Consider the following 23,117-nt stretch of genomic DNA (forward strand, 5'->3'; position numbering starts at 1 on the left):
GTGAGTATGTCTTATTTTAAACCCTCGATTGATTCGCGAGTGGATTATAGTTTAATTTTACCAGTTATTTGTTTATTGATTTTTGGCATCATGGCCATTTATATAGCAGTGAATCATGACTATCCTGCTAGTGCCTGGGCTATAGTTGGACAGCAAATTGCTTGGATAGCTTTAGGGATTGTGATTAGTTTTGTCGTCATGTTTTTTAACACCAAATTTCTTTGGAAGATAACTCCCCTTCTCTACGTTTTCGGTTTAGGTCTCATGGTTCTACCCCTGGTCTTTTATAGCCCGTCTCTTGTTGCTTCGACAGGAGCTAAAAACTGGGTAACTATTGGTGGTACGACCCTCTTCCAGCCGTCAGAGTTTATGAAAATCTCTTATATTCTGATCTTATCGCGTTCAGTTGTTCAATTCAGCCAACGAAATAAAGACAAGATTAGGACTATCAAAATGGATTGGCTATTGATTCTAGAGCTCTTTCTCTATACTGTGCCAGTCTTGATTTTGCTGACCTTACAGAGTGACTTGGGTACGGCTCTTGTTTTTATGGCCATTTTTTCAGGAATTGTTCTCTTATCTGGAGTCTCTTGGAAAATTATTCTTCCTATCTTTCTAACGGGCGTTTCACTTTTTCTAGCTTTTATGCTAATTTTCACCTGGGAAGGTGGTAGGGCGTTTCTTCACAATCTAGGCATGCCGACTTACCAAATTAACCGGATTTTAGCATGGCTTCATCCTTTTGAATATGCCCAAACAACTACTTATCAACAAGCTCAGGGCCAGATTGCTATCGGTAGCGGTGGAATCTGGGGGCAAGGTTTTAATGTATCCAATTTATTAGTGCCGGTGCGAGAAAGTGATATGATCTTTACGGTCATTGCGGAAGACTTTGGTTTTATGGGCTCGATCTTCCTGATTGCCCTCTACCTTTTGCTTATTTATCGCATGTTAAGGATTACTCTGAAATCGAACAATCAATTTTATACCTACATTTCTACTGGTCTCACTATGATGCTGATTTTTCATATTTTTGAAAATATTGGAGCTGTGACGGGCTTACTTCCTTTAACAGGAATTCCCCTGCCCTTTATTTCCCAAGGAGGCTCCTCTATTATCAGTAACCTAATTGGAGTAGGTCTCTTGCTTTCTGTTAGTTATCAAAATAATCTTTTAGAAGAGCAACAGACAGGATATTCTAGAAGACGAAAGAAAATTATTCTGAAAAAATTAAAATAGGAGGATAGGATTCATGACGAAAGTTGCGGTTATACTGGCTAATGGTTTTGAAGAAATAGAAGCACTCACGGTTGTGGATGTTTTGCGTCGGGCCAATATTACCTGTCATATGCTTGGATTTGAGAAATTAGTGACAGGTTCTCATGGAATCAGTGTTCAAGCTGACCGATTGTGGCAAGGAAATTTAGATGATTATGACATGGTTGTTTTGCCGGGTGGAATGCCTGGATCTGCTAATCTTAGAGATGATCAGGACCTAATGAAAGCTCTAGCTAAGATGCAGGTAGAAGATAAGTGGATTGCTGCAATCTGTGCCGCTCCCATAGCACTTGAAAAAGCAGGAGTACTGGAGAATAAAAAATTCACCTGTTATAATGGCGTTGAGGAGAGCATTAAGAGCGGGAATTACCTGAAGGAAACGGTGGTTACTGATGGCAAACTTATTACAAGTCGAGGTCCCTCAACTGCGCTTGCTTTTGCTTATGCCATAGTGGAGGAGCTAGGTGGTGATGCGGATTCTTTACGCCAGGGTATGCTATATACAGATGTTTTTGGAGAATAAACTAGGAAACCCATTTATCAATAAGTGGGTTTTTTATTTATTAATATAAATGAGGAATCCATACTTTATTTTTATTTGGTTTAAAAGGATTCTTATCAGTATATTTTGCCAATATTAGCGCTTTTTCAGGAAAAATATGGTATAATAAAAGCTATGGATTATCAAGATTATATCTGGGATTTAGGCGGTACGCTTCTCGATAATTATGAAACTTCCACAGCTGCTTTTGTACGAACTTTAGCGTCATTAGGCATAGAAGCTAGCCATGATGAAGTATATCAAGCTTTAAAAGTATCAACGGATCATGCAGTGCAGCAGTTTGCACCGGGAGTGAAAGATTTTTTGAGATCTTACAAGGCCAATGAAGCTAAGGAACTTCAGCATCCTGTTTTATTTAACGGGGCAAAAGAGCTATTAGAGAACATAATTGAGCAAGGTGGCAGAAACTTTTTAGTCTCCCACCGGGACAATCAGGTTTTAGAAATTATCTCTAAAACAGGAATTGAATCCCTCTTTACAGAAATTGTCACAGCTGATAATGGTTTTAAGAGGAAACCAGACCCAGAATCCATGAATTATCTTAAGGAAAAGTACCAGATTCGCTCCTGCTTAGTTATTGGTGATCGCCCATTAGATATAGAGGCTGGTCAAGCTGCAGGTTTTGCTACTTATCTTTTTGATAGTATGGAAAATCTAAAGAATTATTTACATTTAAATACAGAAAAGGAATAAAATGACAGAAGAAAAGCAACAAGACATCCAATCTCAAGAATATGATGCCAGCCAGATTCAGGTCCTTGAAGGACTTGAAGCAGTTCGTATGCGTCCGGGTATGTATATTGGATCAACTTCTAAAGAAGGACTGCACCATTTGGTATGGGAAATCGTTGATAACTCTATTGACGAAGCCTTGGCTGGTTTTGCTAGTCATATTCAAGTCTTTATTGAAAAAGACAATTCTATCACAGTAGTCGATGATGGGCGCGGGATCCCTGTCGATATTCAGGAAAAAACAGGTCGTCCTGCTGTTGAAACTGTCTTTACGGTCCTTCATGCTGGAGGGAAATTTGGCGGTGGCGGCTACAAGGTTTCAGGAGGTCTTCACGGTGTAGGTTCTTCTGTTGTAAATGCTTTATCCACCCAACTAGATGTTAAAGTATATAAAAATGGTCAAATTCACTTCCAAGAATACACTCGTGGCCAGGTCGTAGCTGATTTGAAAGTAATCGGTGAAACAGATCGTACGGGTACAACGGTTCATTTTACGCCAGACCCAGAAATCTTCACCGAGACTGTTGAATTTGATTTTGAAAAACTCAATAAACGGATCCAAGAACTTGCCTTTCTCAATCGAGGCTTGTCTATCTCAATTACCGATAAACGAGATGGTATGGAACAAAGCAAAGACTATCATTACGAAGGTGGGATTGCTAGTTATGTCCAGTACATCAATGAAAATAAGGAAGTAATCTTCGACAATCCTATCTATACAGATGGAGAAATGGAAGATATAACCGTGGAAGTAGCTATGCAGTATACGACAGGCTACCATGAAACGGTGATGAGCTTTGCAAATAACATCCACACACATGAAGGTGGGACACATGAGCAAGGTTTCCGTACAGCCCTAACTCGAGTCATCAATGATTACGCTAAGAAGAATAAACTTCTCAAAGAAAACGAAGATAATCTCACAGGTGAAGACGTTCGAGAAGGCTTGACAGCAGTTATCTCTGTTAAACACCCAAATCCTCAGTTTGAAGGACAAACCAAGACCAAACTGGGAAATAGCGAAGTTGTTAAAATTACCAACCGTCTATTTAGCGAAGCGTTCTCAGATTTTCTTTTAGAAAATCCTGCAGTTGCTAAGAAGATTGTCGAAAAAGGAATTTTGGCTTCAAAAGCTAGAATAGCTGCAAAAAGAGCGAGAGAAGTCACCCGTAAAAAATCTGGCCTGGAAATTTCGAATTTGCCAGGTAAACTGGCGGATTGTTCCTCAAATAATCCTGCTGAAACAGAACTCTTTATCGTAGAGGGAGACTCAGCTGGAGGTTCAGCTAAGTCAGGACGGAACCGTGAATTTCAGGCAATCTTGCCAATTCGAGGTAAGATTCTCAATGTTGAGAAGGCCAGCATGGATAAAATTTTGGCCAACGAAGAAATCCGGAGCCTTTTCACGGCTATGGGAACTGGTTTTGGTGCTGATTTTGATATTAGCAAGTGTCGTTACCAAAAATTGGTTATCATGACTGATGCCGATGTCGATGGAGCTCATATTCGTACCTTGCTTTTGACTTTGATTTATCGCTATATGAAGCCGGTCTTGGAAGCAGGCTATGTTTATATCGCTCAGCCACCTATCTATGGTGTTAAAGTTGGAAGCGAAGTAAAAGAATATATTCAGCCAGGTGCTGATCAAGAAATAAAACTTCAAGAAGCCTTAGCTAGGTATAGTGAAGGTCGCTCTAAGCCTTCAATTCAACGTTATAAAGGTTTGGGAGAAATGGATGATCACCAACTATGGGAAACAACCATGGATCCAGAACACCGCTTGATGGCGCGTGTTTCAGTTGACGATGCAGCAGAAGCAGACAAGATCTTTGATATGCTGATGGGAGATAGGGTAGAACCACGTCGTGAATTTATCGAAGAAAATGCTGTTTACAGTACATTAGATGTATAGAAATGAAGAAATTATATACAAGACTAATGAAATTATGATATAATCATTATGTTTATTCTCAAGTAATAATACGAAGGAGTTTTATATGTCTAACGGACTAATTATTCTAATCATAGTGATTGCAGTAGCTTTAATTCTTGCTTATGTAGCTGCTGTTGTCCTAAGAAAGAGAAATGAGACTCTACTTGATAGTTTGGAAGAACGCAAAGAGAAACTATATAATCTTCCTGTGAATGATGAAGTAGAGGCGATTAAGAATATGCATCTCATCGGTCAAAGTCAGGTGACTTTCCGTGAGTGGAATCAAAAATGGGTTGACCTTTCCCTTAATTCTTTTGCAGATATTGAAAATAATATCTTTGAAGCAGAAGGTTATAACAATTCCTTTCGCTTTCTAAAGGCAAAGCATGCGATTGATAACATTGAAAGTCAGATTAATCTGGTTGAAGAAGATATTGAGTTAATCCGTGAGGCCTTAGCTGACTTAGAAAAGCAAGAAGCTAAAAATAGCGGACGTGTTCTCCATGCTTTGGAATTGTTTGAAAATCTACAAGTTAAAGTAGCTGAAGATACTGAAAAGTATGGACCAGCAGTTCAAGAGATTCAAAAGCAATTGCAAAATATTGAATCAGAGTTCTCCCAATTTGTTACCCTTAATTCTTCTGGGGACCCAGTAGAAGCTGCGGATATTTTGGATAAAACTGAGAACCATATCCTTGCTTTAACTCATATTGTTGATAAGGTGCCAAGTATTGTCACTGAACTAAGAGAAGTTTTACCAGACCAGCTGGAAGATCTTGAATCTGGTTATCGGAAATTAGTGGAAGCTGGATATCATTTTGTTGAAACGGATATCGAGTCTCGCTTCTCACAACTCCATTCTAATATCACTCAAAACTATGAGAATATTGCTGCTTTGGAGCTGGATAATGCCCAATATGAAAATACTCAAATTCAAGAAGAAATCAATGCTTTGTATGACATCTTTACGCGAGAGATTGCTGCTCAGAAAGTTGTTGAAAAATTACAAGAAAACTTACCAGCTTATTTGAAACATACAAAAGAAAACAACCAACACCTTCAAAGTGAGTTGGATCGTTTGTCTAAGATGTATCTTCTATCTGATGAAGAAGATGAGAAAGTTCGTGATTTACAAAGTGAATTGTCTGCATTAGAGGCAGTTGTTTTAGCTACTGTAGAAGACTCAGCTGAAAATAAACAAGCTTATTCGTTAACTCAGGAAGCACTTGAAGCAACTCAAGAGCGCTTGAAAGAAATTGAAGACGAACAAATCACTCTTGGTGAGCGTTTAGAGAGAATTGAAAAAGATGATGACAATGCTCGTCAAAAAGTCAACATCTACATCAACAAGCTTCACACAATTAAGCGCTATATGGAAAAACGCAATTTACCAGGAATTCCAAAGAGTTTCTTAAGTCTCTTCTTTACAGCCAGTGATCATACAGAGGCCTTGCTTACAGAGTTGGAGCAGTTGCGCGTAAATATTGATAATGTTAATTTGTTACTTGAAAATGTTACAAATGACATTCATGATTTGGAAACTGAAACCTATCAGATTGTTCAGTACGCAACTTTGACAGAACAACTTCTCCAGTATTCTAATCGTTATCGTTCCTTTGATCAAAGTATTCAGGAAGCTTTTAATAAAGCTTTGAATATCTTTGAAAATCAATTCGATTATGAAAGTTCATTCGAAGTGATTTCTCAAGCTCTTGAAGTTGTCGAGCCTGGCGTAACAAGTCGCTTTGTTACATCTTATGAGAAAACTCGTGAAAATATTCGATTTTAAAAGAGTTCCTAAGGGAACTTTTTTATTTTTATTCTCTCCATTTTCTTATGTTATAATGGGGATAAGGATGGTCTTTGCTGAAGATTTTCCCCATTAGTTGACTCTTTAACAAAAAGCTTTTGCTCTTGAATATCTCACATTTTAAGCAATAGACTTCAAGATTGAGAAAAGAATGTCCTGAAAGGCAGAAAGTTTTTCCGTAGGAAAAATCTTATGTGAACAAAATGGGGAAAAAGCTTCCTGGTTCATGGAGTGAATGATAAAATGATGTAAGCATATAATGAGGTGAAAGAATGGAGCAAATAAAAGGTCTCTTAGTCATGGATGTAGACAGCACCTTAATCATGGAAGAGGGAATAGACCTGCTAGGAGAAGAAGCGGGTGTGGGAGCTCAGGTTGCAGCTATTACCGAACGTGCCATGCGAGGAGAATTAGACTTTGAAGTTTCTTTACGTGAGCGGGTCGCTCTTTTAAAAGGCCTGCCGGAGGATATTTTTGATCGAATTGCAGAAAGAATCCACTTCACGCCTGGAGCCGAGGACTTGGTCAAGGAGCTGCATAAGCGTGGTTATAAAGTAGGCTTGGTGTCAGGTGGTTTTCATGAGACCGTGGACAGACTGGCTGAGCAGCTAGGAGTTGACTACGTCAAGGCAAACCGTTTGGAAATCAAGCAGGGCCTTTTGACAGGACAAGTCTTAGGAGAGATTGTCACTAGGGATACCAAGCTTGCCATGCTAAATGCATGGGCAGCTGAAAACAATTTAGAATTAAATCAAACGATTGCTATGGGGGATGGTGCCAATGATCTGCCTATGATTCAGGCGGCGGGGATGGGAATTGCCTTTATGGCAAAGCCAATCGTGCGTGAGCAGGCTCCTTATCAGATTCAAGAACGCAACCTCTATCGGGTTATTGCTCTTTTAGACAATAGAAAAGAATAGGAGAGAAGTATGCATATCCTAATTGCACCAGATTCTTTCAAGGAAAGTTTATCAGCTCCTCAGGTTGCTCAGGCTCTGCAGAACGGATTTTCTCAGGCCTTGCCAGATGCTAGCTTTGACTTGCTGCCGGTCGGTGACGGGGGCGAGGGGACAATGGCTGCGCTGACATCAGCCTTGGGCTGGACTGAATTTTACCACACTGTGACTGGTCCTTTTGGCCAGCCAGTAAATATGCCTTATGCTAGGAACGGTCAGCAAGCACTGTTTGAGATGGCTGACTTGGTCGGACTCGCCTCTATTCCTTATGAAAAACGAAATCCCTTGGCCATAGAGACCAAAGGATTGGGAGAATTGATTTTGTACCTAGCTGAAGATGGTGTCAGAAAAATTTTAGTGGGTGTTGGAGGCTCGGCCAGTAACGACGGTGGGATTGGATTGGCAGCTGGATTGGGCTATGAATTTTTCGATGTGGGCAATCATAGATTGCGCCCCATTGGCTCGTCTTTGGGAAAGGTCGCTCGAATATCAGCTGAGCAGGTTCCTGCTTTCTTGAAAGAAGTTGAGATTGAGATTTTGACGGACGTTGACAATCCTCTTTGCGGTGAGCGTGGTGCGACAATTGTTTTCGGAGGTCAGAAAGGTCTAGCATCCTTATTATTCTCTCAAGTGGATCAAGCTATGGCAGATTTCTATCAGTTGGTTGATCCTCAGGTGATTGATATGGATGGAGCTGGAGCCGGAGGCGGAATGGCTGCAGGACTGGTTGCTTTTGCCGGAGGAAAAATTGTTTCGGGCATTGAAACTTGTTTAGATTTATTGGATTTTGATGACAGAGTAAAAAAAGCGGACTTGGTCGTCGTTGGCGAAGGACGAATGGACCGTCAGTCTTTGGCGGGTAAAGCACCTGTTGGGGTCGCAAGACGAACACCTGAAGGTATCCCTGTACTGGCTATTTGCGGTAGTCTGGCAGATGATTTACCAGATTTCCCGATTGAAAATATTCAGGCAGCTTTTCCGATTATTGCACGAGCAGATAGTTTAGATAAGATACTAGAACAGGCTGAGCAAAATTTGATTCGAACAGCTAGAAATGTTGGTAATCTACTAAAAATGAAAAAAAGCGGTTAGTCCGCCTTTTTTAGTAGGTATTCAAGTTCTTTGACTATCAAGCCCTTTTCAAAGAAGAAGATGTCACAAGACAGGTCACCCAAGTCATTTTCTAAAATGGTCACAATCCGATTCTGGTCGGGACTAAGCTGATAATAAGTACAACGAAATTGGACGGGGTTGTTATGGTAGGCTTTTTGAATCTTAGTCAGGTAGCCTGTTTTTCCTTTGATGATTTCGGTTGTGTCACCTTCTAATTCCCAGCTAACATGATCAGAAAGAAAAGTCTGATAGGTTTGCCAATCTCGCTGATTTTCTGCATCAAAAAAAGCAAAAAGTTTCTCTATATTAGTCATCTTATCCAAACCACTTTTTCCAGATAGATTGCTTTTCTTTTGTAGGCTTTTCTGTTGGCTGAAAAAGACTAGCAAACTGTTGGAACATGTCCTTATCATCCACTTGGACTAGATGGTCACTGTGGATAATGAGGCCAAATGGAGAAGTTTGGTAATCACCAGAAACAATTGTTGCCTCACAACTAAGATCTTTAGATATTTTCAAATAAAAGATTTGATTGCTAGACTCCACTTCTGGTGAAATTTTGACAAGGACAGGCTGATAGTTTTCTACAATTTTGCTGAGCACTTCTTTGAAGTGACTACGAACGAGAGAGCCATTTGCTTGCTCAATAGAGCAGGAGACCAGTACTCGTTCCTCAAAAGTTCCTAAAAATTTTCGTTGCTCATCAGGGTTAAGTTTGGCACCGCCTTGGGCTTTCTCCATGATTACTTTATTAATATCTGTCATAGGTTTAGTATAGCATAAAGTCATAGGGGCTGCAAAAATACTTATTTTCATAATATTTCATAAAAATAGAAAAAGTATGCAAAGTGTAAGCGGTTGCTTGATAAATCTAGATTTTTTAAGGTTAAGAGACGATTTTTTCTTGAAAAAAACGCTTATTTAGAGTATGATAGAAGAGTAAATAAAAAAACTCAAAGGAGAGTAAGAAATGTCAATTATTACTGATGTTTACGCTCGCGAAGTCCTAGACTCACGCGGTAACCCAACACTTGAAGTAGAAGTTTATACTGAATCAGGTGCATTCGGACGTGGAATGGTTCCTTCAGGAGCTTCTACAGGTGAACACGAAGCAGTTGAACTTCGTGATGGCGACAAATCTCGTTACGGTGGTCTTGGTACACAAAAAGCAGTTGATAACGTAAACAATGTTATCGCTGAAGCTATCATCGGTTACGATGTTCGTGACCAACAAGCCATCGACCGTGCAATGATCGCTCTTGATGGTACTCCTAACAAAGGTAAATTGGGTGCAAACGCAATCCTTGGTGTGTCTATCGCTGTAGCTCGTGCTGCTGCTGACTACCTTGAAATCCCTCTTTACAGCTACCTTGGCGGATTCAACACTAAAGTTCTTCCAACTCCAATGATGAACATCATCAATGGTGGATCTCACTCAGATGCTCCAATTGCATTCCAAGAGTTCATGATCTTGCCAGTTGGTGCTCCAACATTCAAAGAAGCTCTTCGTTACGGTGCTGAAATCTTCCACGCTCTTAAGAAAATCCTTAAATCTCGTGGTTTGGAAACTGCCGTTGGTGACGAAGGTGGATTCGCTCCTCGTTTTGAAGGAACTGAAGATGGTGTAGAAACTATCATCGCTGCTATCGAAGCTGCTGGTTATGTTCCAGGTAAAGATGTATTTATCGGATTTGACTGTGCATCATCAGAATTCTACGATAAAGAACGTAAAGTATACGACTACACTAAATTTGAAGGTGAAGGCGCTGCTGTTCGTACATCTGCAGAACAAATCGACTACCTTGAAGAATTGGTTAACAAATACCCAATCATCACTATCGAAGATGGTATGGATGAAAATGACTGGGATGGTTGGAAAGCTCTTACTGAACGTCTTGGTAAGAAAGTACAACTTGTTGGTGACGACTTCTTCGTAACAAACACTGACTACCTTGCACGTGGTATCAAAGAAGGTGCTGCTAACTCAATCCTTATCAAAGTTAACCAAATCGGTACTCTTACTGAAACTTTTGAAGCGATTGAAATGGCTAAAGAAGCTGGATACACTGCAGTTGTATCACACCGTTCAGGTGAAACTGAAGATTCAACAATCGCTGACATCGCAGTTGCAACTAACGCAGGTCAAATCAAGACTGGTTCACTTTCACGTACAGACCGTATTGCTAAATACAACCAATTGCTTCGTATCGAAGATCAACTTGGTGAAGTTGCTCAATACAAAGGTCTTCAAGCTTTCTACAACTTGAAAAAATAATTCCTTCTAATGGAATGAAGCAAATCCCTTGAGGTTAACTCAAGGGATTTTTAATAAATAAGGGGAGACTTTTGGGATGTTTTATTTCATTTTGTATATCCTAAGCAGAGAGTGGCTAGCTCTTACTGTTTTATTTATAGGCCTCTTTTTGGCTTATAAACGCAAATCAAGCTCTCTGGCGCTTATGGCAGTTCTTTTATTTCTTACAATCACCAGTATATTCTGGTATCCTCAGTTCAGCCCATGGTTTGCTTTTCCCTTTTTATTTCTTGTTTCCTATTTATTTGTAAAAAGATATAGGTGGGTTCTTTATCCCGCTCTTGCTCTAGGTTTGTTGCTGTTGGCAGTTTCTCCTATTCTTGGGATATTTTTTACGGTTTATGTTCCGGTGAACCATTATGCCTATCTTGAGGAAAAAGGGCAGACAGTAGTGGTTCGGGAAGATTACTATGGAGCATTTTTTAGTGAAAGCGATATAGAAATCACGACCTATGTAAATGGTCAACTCCCTCTTGCCAATAAGATAGTTTATAAAAGGGTTGCTTTACATGATTTTAATAAGAATAAAGATGTCAATAAAGATATTTTTCTTGCTCAACCCTTGACAAGGGAACGATTGGAAGAGTTAAAAGACTTTATTAATAAAAGAAATCAGCAAAGACGATAGATTAGCTAGAAGCAGATTTTTTATAGATTTGTTGGGAACTTTCCTTGCTTGAATCGATGAAAAGTAGTATGATAAGACACAGATTGTGAGGAGAAATAAATGAAAGATTTTCACTTTGATGCGATCTCAGCATTTGAGAACTACGAAATTGAAAAAATGAAGGATGGCCAAGTCATTGTTACGACCGAAGTGGTGACGTCTTCTTTAAACTATTATGGTAATGCGCATGGCGGCTACCTTTTTACTCTCTGTGATCAGATTTCTGGTCTAGTCTTGATATCACAAGGTTTAGATGGAGTAACGCTCCAGTCTTCAATTAACTACCTGCGAGCAGGACATGCTGGTGATAAGCTTACTATCTCAGGGACCTGTGTTCATCCAGGACGTAAAACGAGAGTAGTAGATGTGGTTATTAGCAATCAAGAAAAAGAAAATGTCTGCAAGGCAACATTTACCATGTTTGTTACAGGGCAAAGAAAAGAAGAAAGTCAGATTAATATTTAGTACTTAAGTCCCAGTTTTTAAATAGAAACTGGGATATATTTTTTTTAAAATACCTAGCCAGTATCTGAAATTTGTGTATATAAAAAGCATCTCTCAATGAGGATGCTTTTTTAGTTATTTGCTTAAAACAAACCTTTAATTTTATCGATAGCGTCACTGGCCATTTCATTTCCAGTTACTAACTTTTTGGCTTGGTCTAGGTATTCGCCAAGTTTGTCTTTATTATCTTCAACGAACTTTTTAGCTGCATCGAAATCTTTCTTTTCGATCATTTCTTTTACTTGGTTAAATAAATCTAGGGGATTCATAACAAGCTCCTTTGTCATTTTTCTTTCGGTATTAATTTAACCAAACTTTTAAGTAGAAAGCAAGGAATCTGCTTACTTAAAGGTGACACAGACAGATTCAGGAACATAAAAGTCATGAGAGATTTCTGTTAATTTACCGCTTTCTATATCACGTTTGAAAACTGTCGCATTGTCAGAATCTTGGTGAACAGCAATAATGTACTTTTGATCAGGTGTGATATTAAAATCACGTGGATTCTTTCCATTGGTTGGTGTAATTTCGACCAACTCCAAACTACCATCCTTGAGAATTTTATAGACGGCGATTGAATCATGCCCACGATTGGATCCATAGAGAAATTTGCCATCTGCAGAAAGTCTGATAGCAGCAGTACCATTTGCTCCAGTGAAGTCTTCAGGTAGGGTCGAGATAGTTTGTAGGTGTTCAAATTGGCCAACACCATCATAGATAAGAACTTCAATCGTTGAGTTTAGTTCACAAATGAGATAAGCCATTTTGTAATAATTATGGAAGACTAGATGGCGTGCTCCAGCACCTGGCGCACAATTGTATGTATCTAATTTTTCCAGTTTCCCATCTTTTGAAAGGTCATAGGTTACCACTTGGTCAGTTCCTAAATCACAAGTAACTAGGTATTGATCGGGTGTTAAGTCAGTGAAGTGAACATGAGCAGAACCTTGATTCTCATGTGGACCAGATCCTTCATGTGTATCTGAATCTGCTAGCTCCAAACTGCCATCAGATAAACGCTTGTAGACTAAGACTTGGCCCTTATGGTAGTTGGCTCCATATACCAAATCACGCTTTTCATCTACTGCAACATAACAGAGTGGAGCTCCTTCTTCAACGACATGATTTAAAAGCTTGAAATCCTTATCATATGCAGCAATTCCTCCTTGCCCATTTTCAGCCCCCACAGTATAAAGATGATCCGCTGCGTCAAATGCAAGATAGGTCGGACTGGCTTCTTCGGCAACCAGTGTTAAGTTTGACAAAGTTCCATTATTTGAATCAAAATCTGCCTTGTAAAGACCTTTTGATTCTCGACGTGTATAAGTACCAAAGTAAACTGTTTGTGTCATTTTCTTACCTCGTATTGGTGTTTATTAAAGATATTGTCATTATATCATAAAATAGCTTGGATTGGTTTTCATGATAGGATATGCAAAAAATTCAAAAGAATAGTATCAGTTTAAAAAACACAAAAAAAACAGATGGCAGGTAGGAGGGTCTTAGATAGCTTTGTTAGAATAGATTTGTTCAAACAAAACAAAAAGGTTAAAAAGCTGTTTATCTTTGTTGATAAAAACATTTACAACAGATTTTAACCCAATAACTTACTAAAAAGGAGAACATCATGAACTTTAAAAAATTAGCTACTCTTATCGCTGTCTTAGGACTCTCAATTATATTTTTAGCAGCTTGTGGAAATAAGGATAAGCAAAAAACGGAAACCTTGGACGGCAAGCCAATTGATTACAAGAAGGATGCTGTAGATAAGAAAAACAAAGTAGTTGATGGGAAAGAAGTGACAGAATATACCATGCCAGATGGCAATATTGTTCAAATTCCAGTAGATAATGAAGAAGATACAGATACAGCAGATTCAAGCGCAGAATAATAATGAGTGGTCGTGAGACTTGGAGGCAGTATGTTACGAGGAAAAAAGAAAAATTCTAAAATTATTTTAATCAGTAGTGTAGCTGTATTGACTTGTGCAGCTGTGGGGGGATACTTCCTTTTGCAGCCAGGTCAAAATCAATCTGTTGTTGTTAACAATAAAGTTGACTCTAAAACAGTTCAAGAAGCTGTGGATGAAGCTAAGAAGAAAAGTTTGGTTTTATCTGGTGAAGTTGCACCGAATAATAGCAGTAAGGTTAAGATCGATCCATCAAAAGGTGAGGTCAAGGAAGTATTCGTCAAAAATGGTGACACTGTCACACAGGGACAGCCTCTCTTTTCCTATGTAACTTCCCAAGAGCTGACGGCTCAATCAGCTCAATATGATGCTCAGGCTAAGTCTAATAGTATTAGTACGGCGCAAAGTAATGCCTCAATTAAGTGGGAGACTTATAATCGTAAATTAGCAAATTTGAACAGTTTGCGTGAAAAATATAATGCGAATAACGATGATTCCCTACTGGATCAGATCAAATCTGCGGAAGATGAAGTTGCACAAAGTTTAAGCGATGCGAATTCAGCTGATAATGAAGTAAAAAATGCTCAGATTGAAGCAGAAAAAGCTCAGGCGACTGCTCAAACTGAATCAGACCGAATGAAATATGATACAGTAACAGCAGATACAGCGGGCACTATCACTTCTATGAATGAAGACTTACCGACTCAATCAAAAGCTAAGAAAGAAGAAGAAAACTTTATCGAAATCATGGACAAGTCCAAGACTTTTGTAAAAGGGAACGTTAGTGAATTTGATCGTGAGAAATTACAAGTTGGACAAAAAGTTGAAGTAGTTGACCGTAAGAACCCTAAGAAAAAATGGACAGGTACAGTAACTCAAGTCGGTACTCTTACAGCGGATGCAGCAGCAAATGGTAACAAACAACAACAGGAAAATCCAAATCAAGCTAAATACCCATACAAAGTAGAGTTAGACCAAGCCGAAAATATGCCTTTGATTGGTTCTCATACTTATGTCAATGTTATTGAAAATGCGCCTGAAGCTGGCAAGGTTGTTGTGAATAAATCTTATGTGTTCACAGAAAACGGTAAATCTTATGTTTGGAAAGTAGAAAACAAAAAGATCAAAAAACAAGAAGTTAAAACCAAGGCTCTTAAAGGTTCGCTTGTTGAAATCACTGAAGGTTTGAAGATGGAAGACAGTATCTCTAGTGTTAAGAACGGCATGAAAGAGGGCATGGAGGTAGGAGCAGATGTTAAAGCTTAAAGAAATTCATAAATCTTACCAACAGGGCAGTCAGGAATTTCCTATTCTAAAAGGAATCGATCTTCATGTAAAAGAAGGTGATTTTCTAGCTATTATGGGTCCGTCAGGATCCGGTAAATCAACTCTGATGAATATCATCGGATGCTTGGACAAGGCTAATGCTGGAAGTTATCATATTGAAGGTACAGATGTATCCAATCTATCAGATAATCAATTGTCAGATTTACGAAATCAAAAGATTGGTTTTGTATTTCAGAACTTCAATCTGATGCCAAAGTTAACCGCTTGTCAAAATGTGGAATTGCCTTTAACTTATATGAAGATTCCCAAAAAGGAAAGACGGGAACGGGCAATGGAAATGTTACGTTTGGTAGGCTTAGAAGAGCGAAGCGAATTTAAGCCAATGGAATTATCAGGGGGACAAAAGCAGCGGGTAGCCATTGCCCGCGCTTTGGTTACTAACCCAAGTTTTATTCTTGGAGATGAACCGACAGGGGCCTTGGATACCAAAACCAGCGTACAAATCATGGAACTTTTTAAGCAGTTTAATGAAGCTGGAAAAACAATTGTGATTATTACCCATGAACCAGAAGTGGCTCAAATGTGCAAGAAAACAGTTGTTTTACGAGATGGAAATATTGAACACAAAGAGGTAGAAAGGAATTAAGACATTTATGGAAGATATTTTTGTAGCTCTAAATTCCATTTTATCGCATAAAATGCGCTCAATGCTGACCATGCTGGGAATTATCATTGGGATCGGTGCCATCATTGCTATCTTTTCAATTATCGAAGGAAATACAGAAAATACCAAGAGACAGTTGATCGGTGGCAGTAATAATACCATCAAAGTGGTCTATGACAAGAAGAATGTGATTGACCCTAGTATACCTGAAAAGGCTCAGGCAAAAAAACCTGGCTACATCCCTTTCATGGGTGAAGATATACTGAATAAGATTCGAGAAATCCCTGGTGTTAAAAATGCTCTTTTAACCTATGGAACGGATGACAAGATTTACCATCTGGAACAAAAAACATCTGGTAAGGTACAGGCTGTTTCTCAAAATATTGCAGAAATCAAGAAAATGCGGACCGTAGAGGGTGCAGATTTTTCGGATCCTGCTTTCCAAAATCAAGAGCAGGTTACTTATCTGGAAAAATCTCTCTATGATAGTCTTTTCCCAAATGGAAATGGTATTGGAAAATACATCGAAGTCAAGGGAAGTCCTTTCAAGGTAATTGGTGTTTTTGAGTCTACGGAACAAAGTGGCTTGACAGCGGGAGCTGATCGGGTTGCCTATATTCCACTCCAACAATGGCACAGGCTTTTTGAGGAGTTGAATGTTAATCCAGAGGTGACAGTTCAAACCTATAAAGCAGATGACCTGAAGAAGGTGGCAAAAAAAGTTGGAGATTATCTCAATCAACAAGTCCCTAGTTCTGATTATATGTTTGGGGTGCTAAATTTACAGGAATTTGAACGTCAATTGGATAATTTGAACCAATCAAACTTTGTACTTTTGGCAGGGATTGCCAGTATTTCCCTTCTGGTTGGAGGGATTGGTGTTATGAACATCATGCTAGTCTCTGTTACAGAAAGGACTCGTGAAATTGGTATTAAGAAGGCTTTGGGGGCAAGACGAAAAATCATTCTCAAGCAGTTTTTGATTGAAGCAGTTATCTTGACCTTGATGGGTGGATTTATAGGAGTAGTGGCTGGAATCCTATCTGGTTTTGCTATTACTCAGTCACTGGCTTATCCTTATATTCTTTCCCTCTTCTCAGTCTTTGTAAGTTTGCTATTTTGTTGTATAATAGGGGTAGTATTTGGATTGCTACCAGCCGTCAAGGCGTCCAAGCTTGATCCAATCGAAGCTTTGCGCTTTGAATAGAAGTAATAAGGAGTCGTTATGTATAAGATTTTGGTCGTAGAAGATGATACTACTATCAACCAAGTCATATGTGAATTTTTAAAAGAAAGTAACTACAGTGTTACGCCGGTTTATGATGGCGCAGAGGCTCTACGTCAGTTTGAAGAAGAGACTTTTGATTTAGTCATTTTAGATATGATGTTGCCATCCGTTAGTGGCTTAGATGTACTCAAGGAAATCCGTAAGACATCACAGATTCCAGTCATGATTTTAACTGCTCTAGATGATGAATATACCCAACTAGTGAGTTTCAACCACCTGATTAGTGATTATGTGACTAAGCCTTTTTCACCTCTCATTTTGGTGAAAAGAATAGAAAATATTTTACGTCGGACTGCTGTTTATTCTGAAATTGTCATCGGTGACTTGCGCGTGGTTTTAGAAGATTGTACGATTTTCTGGCAAGGAGAAAAGCTAGCTCTGACCAAGAAGGAGTATGAAATTCTAGAAGTTCTTGCTAAACGTAAGGGCCATTTAGTGACAAGAGACCAGCTTATGAATACTATTTGGGGCTATAGTGAGCTAGATAGTCGTGTCTTGGACAATCATATTAAGAATATTCGCAAGAAAGTTCCTGGAATTCCTTTGTCAACCATTACTGGTATGGGCTATCAATTGGGTGGGGATCAGGCGTGAAGATTGTAAAAAAGAATTTCCTGCTGACCAGTTCGATTATCTTTGTCGTTGTCACAGTAGTGCTTGCTAGTCTCTATTTTACTATGCCAATCTATTATGAGCAAGTAAAGAGTAGAGAAGCTAATCATGAATTTGAACAAGTGACTCAGCAAATGAAGGGAAAGTCGATTGACGAAATGAAATCTCTTCTCACTGATTATAGTCATAAAAATAATCGAATCTGGTTTAATTTGACAGATGCCAAAGATCAGGTCATTTACCCGACTGTTGAAGTAAGTGAGACCCAAGATTCCTTACAACTAACAATCCTTCCTACCATGGCTGATGGAACAGCTAAGCATAAAAGTATAAGCAAGAAGCTTAAAACATCTGATGGAAAAATCTTGACCCTGCAGGGAGAATATTCTCTGCAGCCCGTCAGTGATGCCAGTCATATTTTGCTCAATCTCTATCCTTTTGTTTTAGTCGTATCCCTTAGCCTAGGAGGACTTTCTGCCTATCTTTACAGCCGGACCTCTAGTCAGCGGATAAAGGATATATCGGCTGCAACTCGTCAGATGACCAGTTTAGCGCCGGATGTTGTTTGTGTAGCTAAAGGAAAAGATGAAATCGCTGAACTCGCTCAGGATATCAATCACCTTTATGCCAACCTGCTGACAAGTATGGAAGCGTTGAAAGTAGAAAATGAAAAGGTTGCAGAGAGTGAAAGGGAGAAGGCTGAGTTCCTTCGTATGACTTCCCATGAGCTGAAGACGCCAATAACCAGTATGATGGGAATGATTGACGGTATGATATACGGCGTGGGGGAATTCAAGGATCGAGATACCTACCTTCATAAATGTCGAGAAATTTTAGAAGAGCAATCTGCTCTGGTTCAGTCCATCTTAGCTATCTCTAAAATGGAGATGGGAACAGAGGTGACTGAGGAAGTCTTTTCGTTGAAGCAGGTTCTAGAAGAAAATCTCGGCGCCTACAAACTGATGGCAGGCATGAAGCACTATCAGTTCCAAGTTAGTTTAGAAGAGGCTAATATGAAGGGCAATAAGATCTACCTGGTTAAGGCGATCAAAAACCTGATCGATAATGCATTTAACTACACCGTTAAAAATGGGAAAATCTCAATCCGCCTTGAAGAACACCTCTTGGTTATTGAAAATCAGGCTGAGCGCGTTTTAGATGAGACTCAGATTCAGCAGATTTTTCAACCATTTTACAGACCAGATTATAGCCGAAATCGGAAAGATGGAGGGACTGGCCTGGGACTCTTTATCGTTCAGCAAATTTTAGATAAGCATCAGTTTGCTTATAAGTTTGAAGCTGTTGATGGTAAATGGATGCGATTTAGCATTTCCTTTTAATTGAAAACTCTTAGACAAGCAGGAATAGACTTTACAATCTAATAAGAACACCACAGAACAATGTGGTGTTCTTATTTTTTTTGATTTTGTGTAAAATAGACAAAGATAGATTGACAGCGCTTACATATAGTGCTAGAATGAAGCTATAGTTTGCTGAAGAATAATAGTAAGAGGCCCTCAGAAAGCCTCTTTGACTGTAGTTAAATGAGAGTCAATAGGATTTATTTGATTAAGAGGTGTTTTCAGTATAACGTGAGTCTTAGAAAAGTATGATGAGTAGTTTGGCTTGATTTATCAGTAATTTGCTAGTTTATGTTTTGCAGTATCTGATACTAATTGGCCTTTAAAATAGTGTATTACAGTTTAATTTCCTAATTGTTTCTCCTCTTCAATGATCTTGCTTTCTATTTAAGTTTAAGAAATAGAGCAGATATTTCCAATAAGGAGGGGGAGTCATCTTGCCTTTTTAAAAGAGGCGTTTTGTAAAGTGAAAGAGGGGTGGAGCGCTTCAAGCTTTTGAAAGTCCTGAATGTATTTAAAAATTTTTTCGTTATTTGTTTATCAGACGGCAGTGAAGGAAATTGTATTTACTAGCCTTGACTGCTGATTTTGAAAACATGGTATAAGGAGTCATTTTATGAAAAAATCAACCATTGTTTCGATTGTAGCTGCAAGTTTATTGATTAGCCCTCTTGTTTTAGCGCGTCACGTTCAAGCTGATGAAGTTGGCACAAATAGTGTCGAGCCAGCCTTGGCGACCAGTACGGATCAAGAGTCTAGTCCTGATAAATCGGTATCTGAGCATGTAGAATCAAGTGAGAATGCTGAAGTTAATAAGGAAAGCTCTAATGAAGGTGTAGAGCAAAAAGCGGTCGTTGAGGAAGCAATCGATTCCAATCAATCTATAGGTGAGAAGGAAAATCATTTCGATAAAGCAGTCCCTGAGTCTTCAAATGTGTCGGATAAATCAGCTATGGACAAGGGAGCGGTTCCTGAAAAGCCAGTAGCAGATACTGGTAGTGATACTGAAAAGAAAGTTGATCCAAGAGAAGAGAACAATTCAGCAACTGTAACTTCGAATAAAGAGCCAGGAAATGATAGAAGTGCTACTAGAGTGTCTAATCCACCTAAGACGACCTTAGCAGACTTGTCAGAAGTAACTGGTCAAGCAAGGACTGAGGAAGATTCTAAGAAGGAAGCAACAATCAGCGAAGCTGTTAATCAACTCTTGAAATGGGCATCGACAAAAGAAGGACAAGTCGGTTCAACTGACCAGGATCGTTTAGCCTTTGCTAAGAGTCTAGGAATGATTGACCAAAAGGCGAAAGGATCCGATCCAGTTACAGACCTTGTTACTATGGTTGCTGCAGCTAAAAAACTCCATGCTGCTTATAGAGCAGAGCGCAAGACACCCCTCTTTATGAATGGAAGAGCACAGCCTATTTTCCCATTTACTCGTGGTGATGATCCTGAACATTATTCATATGAGAATAGTGATATTGTTCGTTATGTTGTTTATGTTGAAACGGACTATGATACAGATGGAGATGGGAAACCAGACTTGGTAAAGACTTTCGTCCAAGTTCCGAAAGCTGCTGTTAAAGGTGATTATAAAGCTCCGACAATCTTTGAAGCTAGCCCATACGTTGCAGGTACGACAGAAGAACGTACCCTAGAAGGGCTTGGTCTCAAAGAAGGTGGCAAATTTGACATGGCTAAGCTCTATACCAAGCCAGACAAGAGAAAAGCAGTCAAAGAAGTTTCGACAGAAGAGGTGGCAAAAGCGACTAAACCTAAAGATTGGTACTATGTCAATCCACGTGAAAGTTCAGCAGATTACACTCATTATGATTATGAAAATCTGAACTGGTACAATTATTACCTGGTCCGTGGTTATGCGGTTGTAACAAGTAGTGGATTGGGCTCAAAAGGGTCAGATGGAATCAATACAACAGGTTCTGATTTAGAAGTTGCTGCCTACAAGAGTATTATCGAATGGTTGAATGGCAAACGCAAGGCCTATGCAGATAAAACAAGCAATCGTGAGGTTAAGGCGGATTGGTCGAGTGGCAATGTTGCCATGACTGGTTTGTCTTGGGCTGGAACAACTACTTTTGGAGTTGCGTCTACTGGTGTAGAAGGGCTCAAAACCATAATACCAGCAGCGGGAATTGCCAGTTGGTATGATCACTTTAATAGTCAAGGTTCTCCACTTGATACGGGGGCTTCAAATGATCTATCTTGGTTGTCTGTTTATACCTCTGGTCGGATTTTAGACAAGGATGACTGGGATAAAATTAAAGACTACTATGCTGCTTATATCACAAAACTCAACGAGCTACAACACAAGGATGGTCATAATTATAATGAAGAATATGCTAAGCGTGACTATACCTTAAATGCAGCCAATCTAAAAGCTGCTCCTTTGCTAATCCAAGGGCTTAATGATGATAATGTTAAACCAAAACATTTTGAATTAATGCTAGAAGCATATAAGAAGGCTGGTATAGATCCAAAAGTATTGCTGCACCAAGGAAATCACGTTTATCCATCCACTCGCTGGGCAGGAACCACAGTGGCTGGTCAAGCATTTAATGATTTAATGAACCAATGGTATAGTCATTATTTATTTGGTCTTCAAAATGGCATTGAACATCTTCCACAGGTGACTGCTCAGGACAACCTAGATCCAACCAAGTGGCGTCGATTTGATAAATGGGAAACAGACAATAAAATCACTGCTCGTGCCTATTCCAAGAGAGAAGATGTGACTGTATCCAGTGATTTTTATGGCACGGGTGAAAATTGGACTACGAGAAACCAAGACGCAGCCTTTCATTCATCCGCCGTCAGTGCTTCATATGCGGCTCCTGTTGATCGTGATATTACTATTAAAGGCCATATTCCTCTTCATTTTAGTGCAGCCTTCTTGAAAGGTGATAAGAAGCATGCTCATGTCAGCGCGACTTTGATGGATGTATCTGATGAGGAATTTGATGTTGTCAAAGAAGAAATCACTTATGATAAGAACGGTTATAGTACTCGTACACTAGAAAAAGAAACGGTTGATGAAAAAGGAGATTGGCATGGTAGCAATCTAGACAGTCTTCCTGTTAAAGAATACAAGACGCATAAAGTGAAAAGCGTGGTTATTTCTAGAGGCTGGATGAACTTGGCTAACCCAGATTCAGGTTTTAATTCTGCAAGTTCTAGACATTCAATCGATCTAAAAGAAAATGAGTACCACAACTACACTATGTACTTGCAACCAAACTTGTATACTGTTAAAAAGGGTCACCGTCTGGTCCTAACCTTACATGCTTTTGATCCAGACTACATTTATTATGCTGATCCATACGAAGTCAAGTTTAAGACAGATTCTATTTCTGCAACGATACCAATTGTAGAAGAAAGCCAGTCTCTCTTACTTCGTTATCAGCCAAATGAGAAAGATACCGAGTACGCTAAGTTAGCAGACCGTATTCTAGCAATTGCTAAAAAGAACCCTTCAGTAGAAAAGGACAATCAGCAGGACAAGGGAAGTGGCTCTGATCTTAAGCCAGGAGGACAAATGGATCAACAACCACCAGTAGGACGGGACTCTATGGACTTCCGTAAGGAACAAAAGGTTGAAATCGCTAATCTAGAACACAAAGAAAATGATCCTTCTTCAAAAGAAGTAGCTCTTTCAAGAAAAGCAAGTCTTCCTGAAACTGGGGGAAAAGCAAATCTTTGGTCAGTCTATGGTATGCTAAGTTTACTTTTAGCCGGCTTGTGGAAAGTGATTAGTGGACGTAAAGAAGAGAAATAATAGGATTGAATCATTTTATTTACACTTGGCTTTTCACTTCTTGCTTACTAGATTAAATTCTAAGCCTAAATAGGAAATACCGAACTCTAATGAATCTTCAGTAGTTTGGAGCAAACCGTTTTTATAGAAAAAAGACTGGTTTTGCAATCTAGCTGATAAATCGCACCCTGAAAGTTAGAAATGATCTAACCTTCGGGGTGTTTTCATTTGAAATATTCTAAGCTGGTTGAAGTTTCCGCTGTTTAAAGAAGTAGGAAAAATAAGTAGATGCAAGACGTCTCATCTAGTTGTTAGGGGATGAAAAAGGATTAGTTGAATGTGTATAGCTAAGAGTCAA

The 23,117-nt window shown here is 39.2% G+C and carries 21 protein-coding genes; 17 read left to right on the forward strand and 4 right to left on the reverse strand.

Features of this window, described 5'->3' with window-relative positions:
- Positions 1–6 precede the first annotated feature (6 nt).
- From AWH02_RS06285 to AWH02_RS06315, 7 genes are all read left to right on the forward strand, one after another.
- The gene (locus tag AWH02_RS06285; protein ID WP_045503701.1) at positions 7–1,239 is read left to right on the forward strand and encodes an FtsW/RodA/SpoVE family cell cycle protein; all 1,233 of its coding nucleotides are present in this window, start codon (positions 7–9) and stop codon (positions 1,237–1,239) included.
- Between the two features lie 13 nt (positions 1,240–1,252).
- A complete protein-coding gene (locus AWH02_RS06290; protein ID WP_060553353.1) occupies positions 1,253–1,801 on the forward strand; it encodes a DJ-1 family glyoxalase III in 549 nt (182 codons plus the stop codon).
- 153 nt (positions 1,802–1,954) lie between these two features.
- Complete coding sequence (locus tag AWH02_RS06295) at positions 1,955–2,533, forward strand: HAD-IA family hydrolase (protein ID WP_060553354.1); 579 nt, start codon at positions 1,955–1,957, stop codon at positions 2,531–2,533.
- 1 nt (position 2,534) lies between these two features.
- Entirely contained in the window at positions 2,535–4,484 is a 1,950-nt protein-coding gene (gene gyrB / locus AWH02_RS06300) for a DNA topoisomerase (ATP-hydrolyzing) subunit B (RefSeq protein WP_045503690.1), read from the forward strand.
- Between the two features lie 85 nt (positions 4,485–4,569).
- Positions 4,570–6,294: a septation ring formation regulator EzrA gene (gene ezrA / locus AWH02_RS06305; RefSeq protein ID WP_060553355.1), complete on the forward strand. Its 1,725-nt coding sequence runs from the start codon at positions 4,570–4,572 to the stop codon at positions 6,292–6,294.
- Positions 6,295–6,587: 293 nt separating this feature from the next.
- Positions 6,588–7,235, forward strand: coding sequence for a phosphoserine phosphatase SerB (gene serB / locus AWH02_RS06310; protein ID WP_060553356.1), 648 nt, complete (start codon positions 6,588–6,590; stop codon positions 7,233–7,235).
- 9 nt (positions 7,236–7,244) lie between these two features.
- On the forward strand, positions 7,245–8,363 hold the full coding sequence (locus AWH02_RS06315; RefSeq protein ID WP_060553357.1) for a glycerate kinase family protein: 1,119 nt from the start codon (positions 7,245–7,247) through the stop codon (positions 8,361–8,363).
- Here AWH02_RS06315 and AWH02_RS06320 read toward each other — a convergent pair.
- Together AWH02_RS06320 and AWH02_RS06325 are read right to left on the reverse strand one after the other, a co-directional pair.
- On the reverse strand, positions 8,360–8,698 hold the full coding sequence (locus AWH02_RS06320) for a nuclear transport factor 2 family protein (protein ID WP_060553591.1): 339 nt from the start codon (positions 8,696–8,698) through the stop codon (positions 8,360–8,362). The two genes, AWH02_RS06315 and AWH02_RS06320, sit on opposite strands and share 4 nt — an antisense overlap.
- A 1-nt stretch (position 8,699) precedes the next feature.
- Positions 8,700–9,149 (reverse strand): DUF1694 domain-containing protein, encoded by a 450-nt coding sequence (locus tag AWH02_RS06325; protein WP_060553590.1) that lies wholly within the window; start codon positions 9,147–9,149, stop codon positions 8,700–8,702.
- Positions 9,150–9,354: 205 nt separating this feature from the next.
- On the opposite strand from AWH02_RS06325, the gene eno reads away from it, so the two are divergent.
- The 3 genes from eno to AWH02_RS06340 all read left to right on the forward strand — a co-directional run bounded on the left by eno (position 9,355) and on the right by AWH02_RS06340 (position 11,830).
- Positions 9,355–10,659, forward strand: coding sequence for a surface-displayed alpha-enolase (gene eno, locus AWH02_RS06330; protein ID WP_002906836.1), 1,305 nt, complete (start codon positions 9,355–9,357; stop codon positions 10,657–10,659).
- Between the two features lie 76 nt (positions 10,660–10,735).
- Positions 10,736–11,326: a hypothetical protein gene (locus AWH02_RS06335; protein WP_060553358.1), complete on the forward strand. Its 591-nt coding sequence runs from the start codon at positions 10,736–10,738 to the stop codon at positions 11,324–11,326.
- Positions 11,327–11,425: 99 nt separating this feature from the next.
- A complete protein-coding gene (locus AWH02_RS06340; RefSeq protein ID WP_060553359.1) occupies positions 11,426–11,830 on the forward strand; it encodes a PaaI family thioesterase in 405 nt (134 codons plus the stop codon).
- A gap of 122 nt (positions 11,831–11,952) precedes the next feature.
- Here the strand turns inward: AWH02_RS06340 and AWH02_RS06345 are convergent, their stop codons facing one another.
- Positions 11,953–12,138 (reverse strand): hypothetical protein, encoded by a 186-nt coding sequence (locus AWH02_RS06345; RefSeq protein ID WP_060553360.1) that lies wholly within the window; start codon positions 12,136–12,138, stop codon positions 11,953–11,955.
- A 72-nt stretch (positions 12,139–12,210) separates the two neighbouring features.
- The gene (locus AWH02_RS06350; RefSeq protein WP_060553361.1) at positions 12,211–13,221 is read right to left on the reverse strand and encodes a lactonase family protein; all 1,011 of its coding nucleotides are present in this window, start codon (positions 13,219–13,221) and stop codon (positions 12,211–12,213) included.
- Positions 13,222–13,496: 275 nt separating this feature from the next.
- Between AWH02_RS06350 and AWH02_RS06355 the strand changes: the two genes are divergently transcribed.
- The 7 genes from AWH02_RS06355 (at position 13,497) to AWH02_RS06385 (ending at position 22,780) form a co-directional block, all read left to right on the forward strand.
- On the forward strand, positions 13,497–13,760 hold the full coding sequence (locus AWH02_RS06355; RefSeq protein WP_008809359.1) for a hypothetical protein: 264 nt from the start codon (positions 13,497–13,499) through the stop codon (positions 13,758–13,760).
- Between the two features lie 30 nt (positions 13,761–13,790).
- Positions 13,791–15,044, forward strand: a complete 1,254-nt coding sequence (locus AWH02_RS06360) for an efflux RND transporter periplasmic adaptor subunit (RefSeq protein WP_060553362.1) — start codon at positions 13,791–13,793, stop codon at positions 15,042–15,044.
- A complete protein-coding gene (locus tag AWH02_RS06365; protein WP_008809357.1) occupies positions 15,031–15,711 on the forward strand; it encodes an ABC transporter ATP-binding protein in 681 nt (226 codons plus the stop codon). Before AWH02_RS06360 ends, AWH02_RS06365 begins: the two co-directional genes overlap by 14 nt.
- Positions 15,712–15,718: 7 nt before the next feature.
- Positions 15,719–16,936, forward strand: a complete 1,218-nt coding sequence (locus AWH02_RS06370) for an ABC transporter permease (RefSeq protein WP_008809356.1) — start codon at positions 15,719–15,721, stop codon at positions 16,934–16,936.
- Positions 16,937–16,954: 18 nt separating this feature from the next.
- Positions 16,955–17,611, forward strand: a complete 657-nt coding sequence (locus tag AWH02_RS06375) for a response regulator transcription factor (RefSeq protein ID WP_008809355.1) — start codon at positions 16,955–16,957, stop codon at positions 17,609–17,611.
- Positions 17,608–18,969 carry a sensor histidine kinase gene (locus tag AWH02_RS06380; protein ID WP_060553363.1) on the forward strand — a complete coding sequence of 454 codons (1,362 nt, stop codon included), beginning with the start codon at positions 17,608–17,610 and terminating at the stop codon, positions 18,967–18,969. Before AWH02_RS06375 ends, AWH02_RS06380 begins: the two co-directional genes overlap by 4 nt.
- A 637-nt stretch (positions 18,970–19,606) precedes the next feature.
- A complete protein-coding gene (locus tag AWH02_RS06385; protein ID WP_060553364.1) occupies positions 19,607–22,780 on the forward strand; it encodes a CocE/NonD family hydrolase in 3,174 nt (1,057 codons plus the stop codon).
- The last annotated feature ends 337 nt before the right edge of the window (positions 22,781–23,117 follow it).

This window comes from Streptococcus gordonii, assembly GCF_001553855.1.
In the GTDB taxonomy this organism is placed as follows: Bacteria; Bacillota; Bacilli; order Lactobacillales; family Streptococcaceae; genus Streptococcus; species Streptococcus gordonii.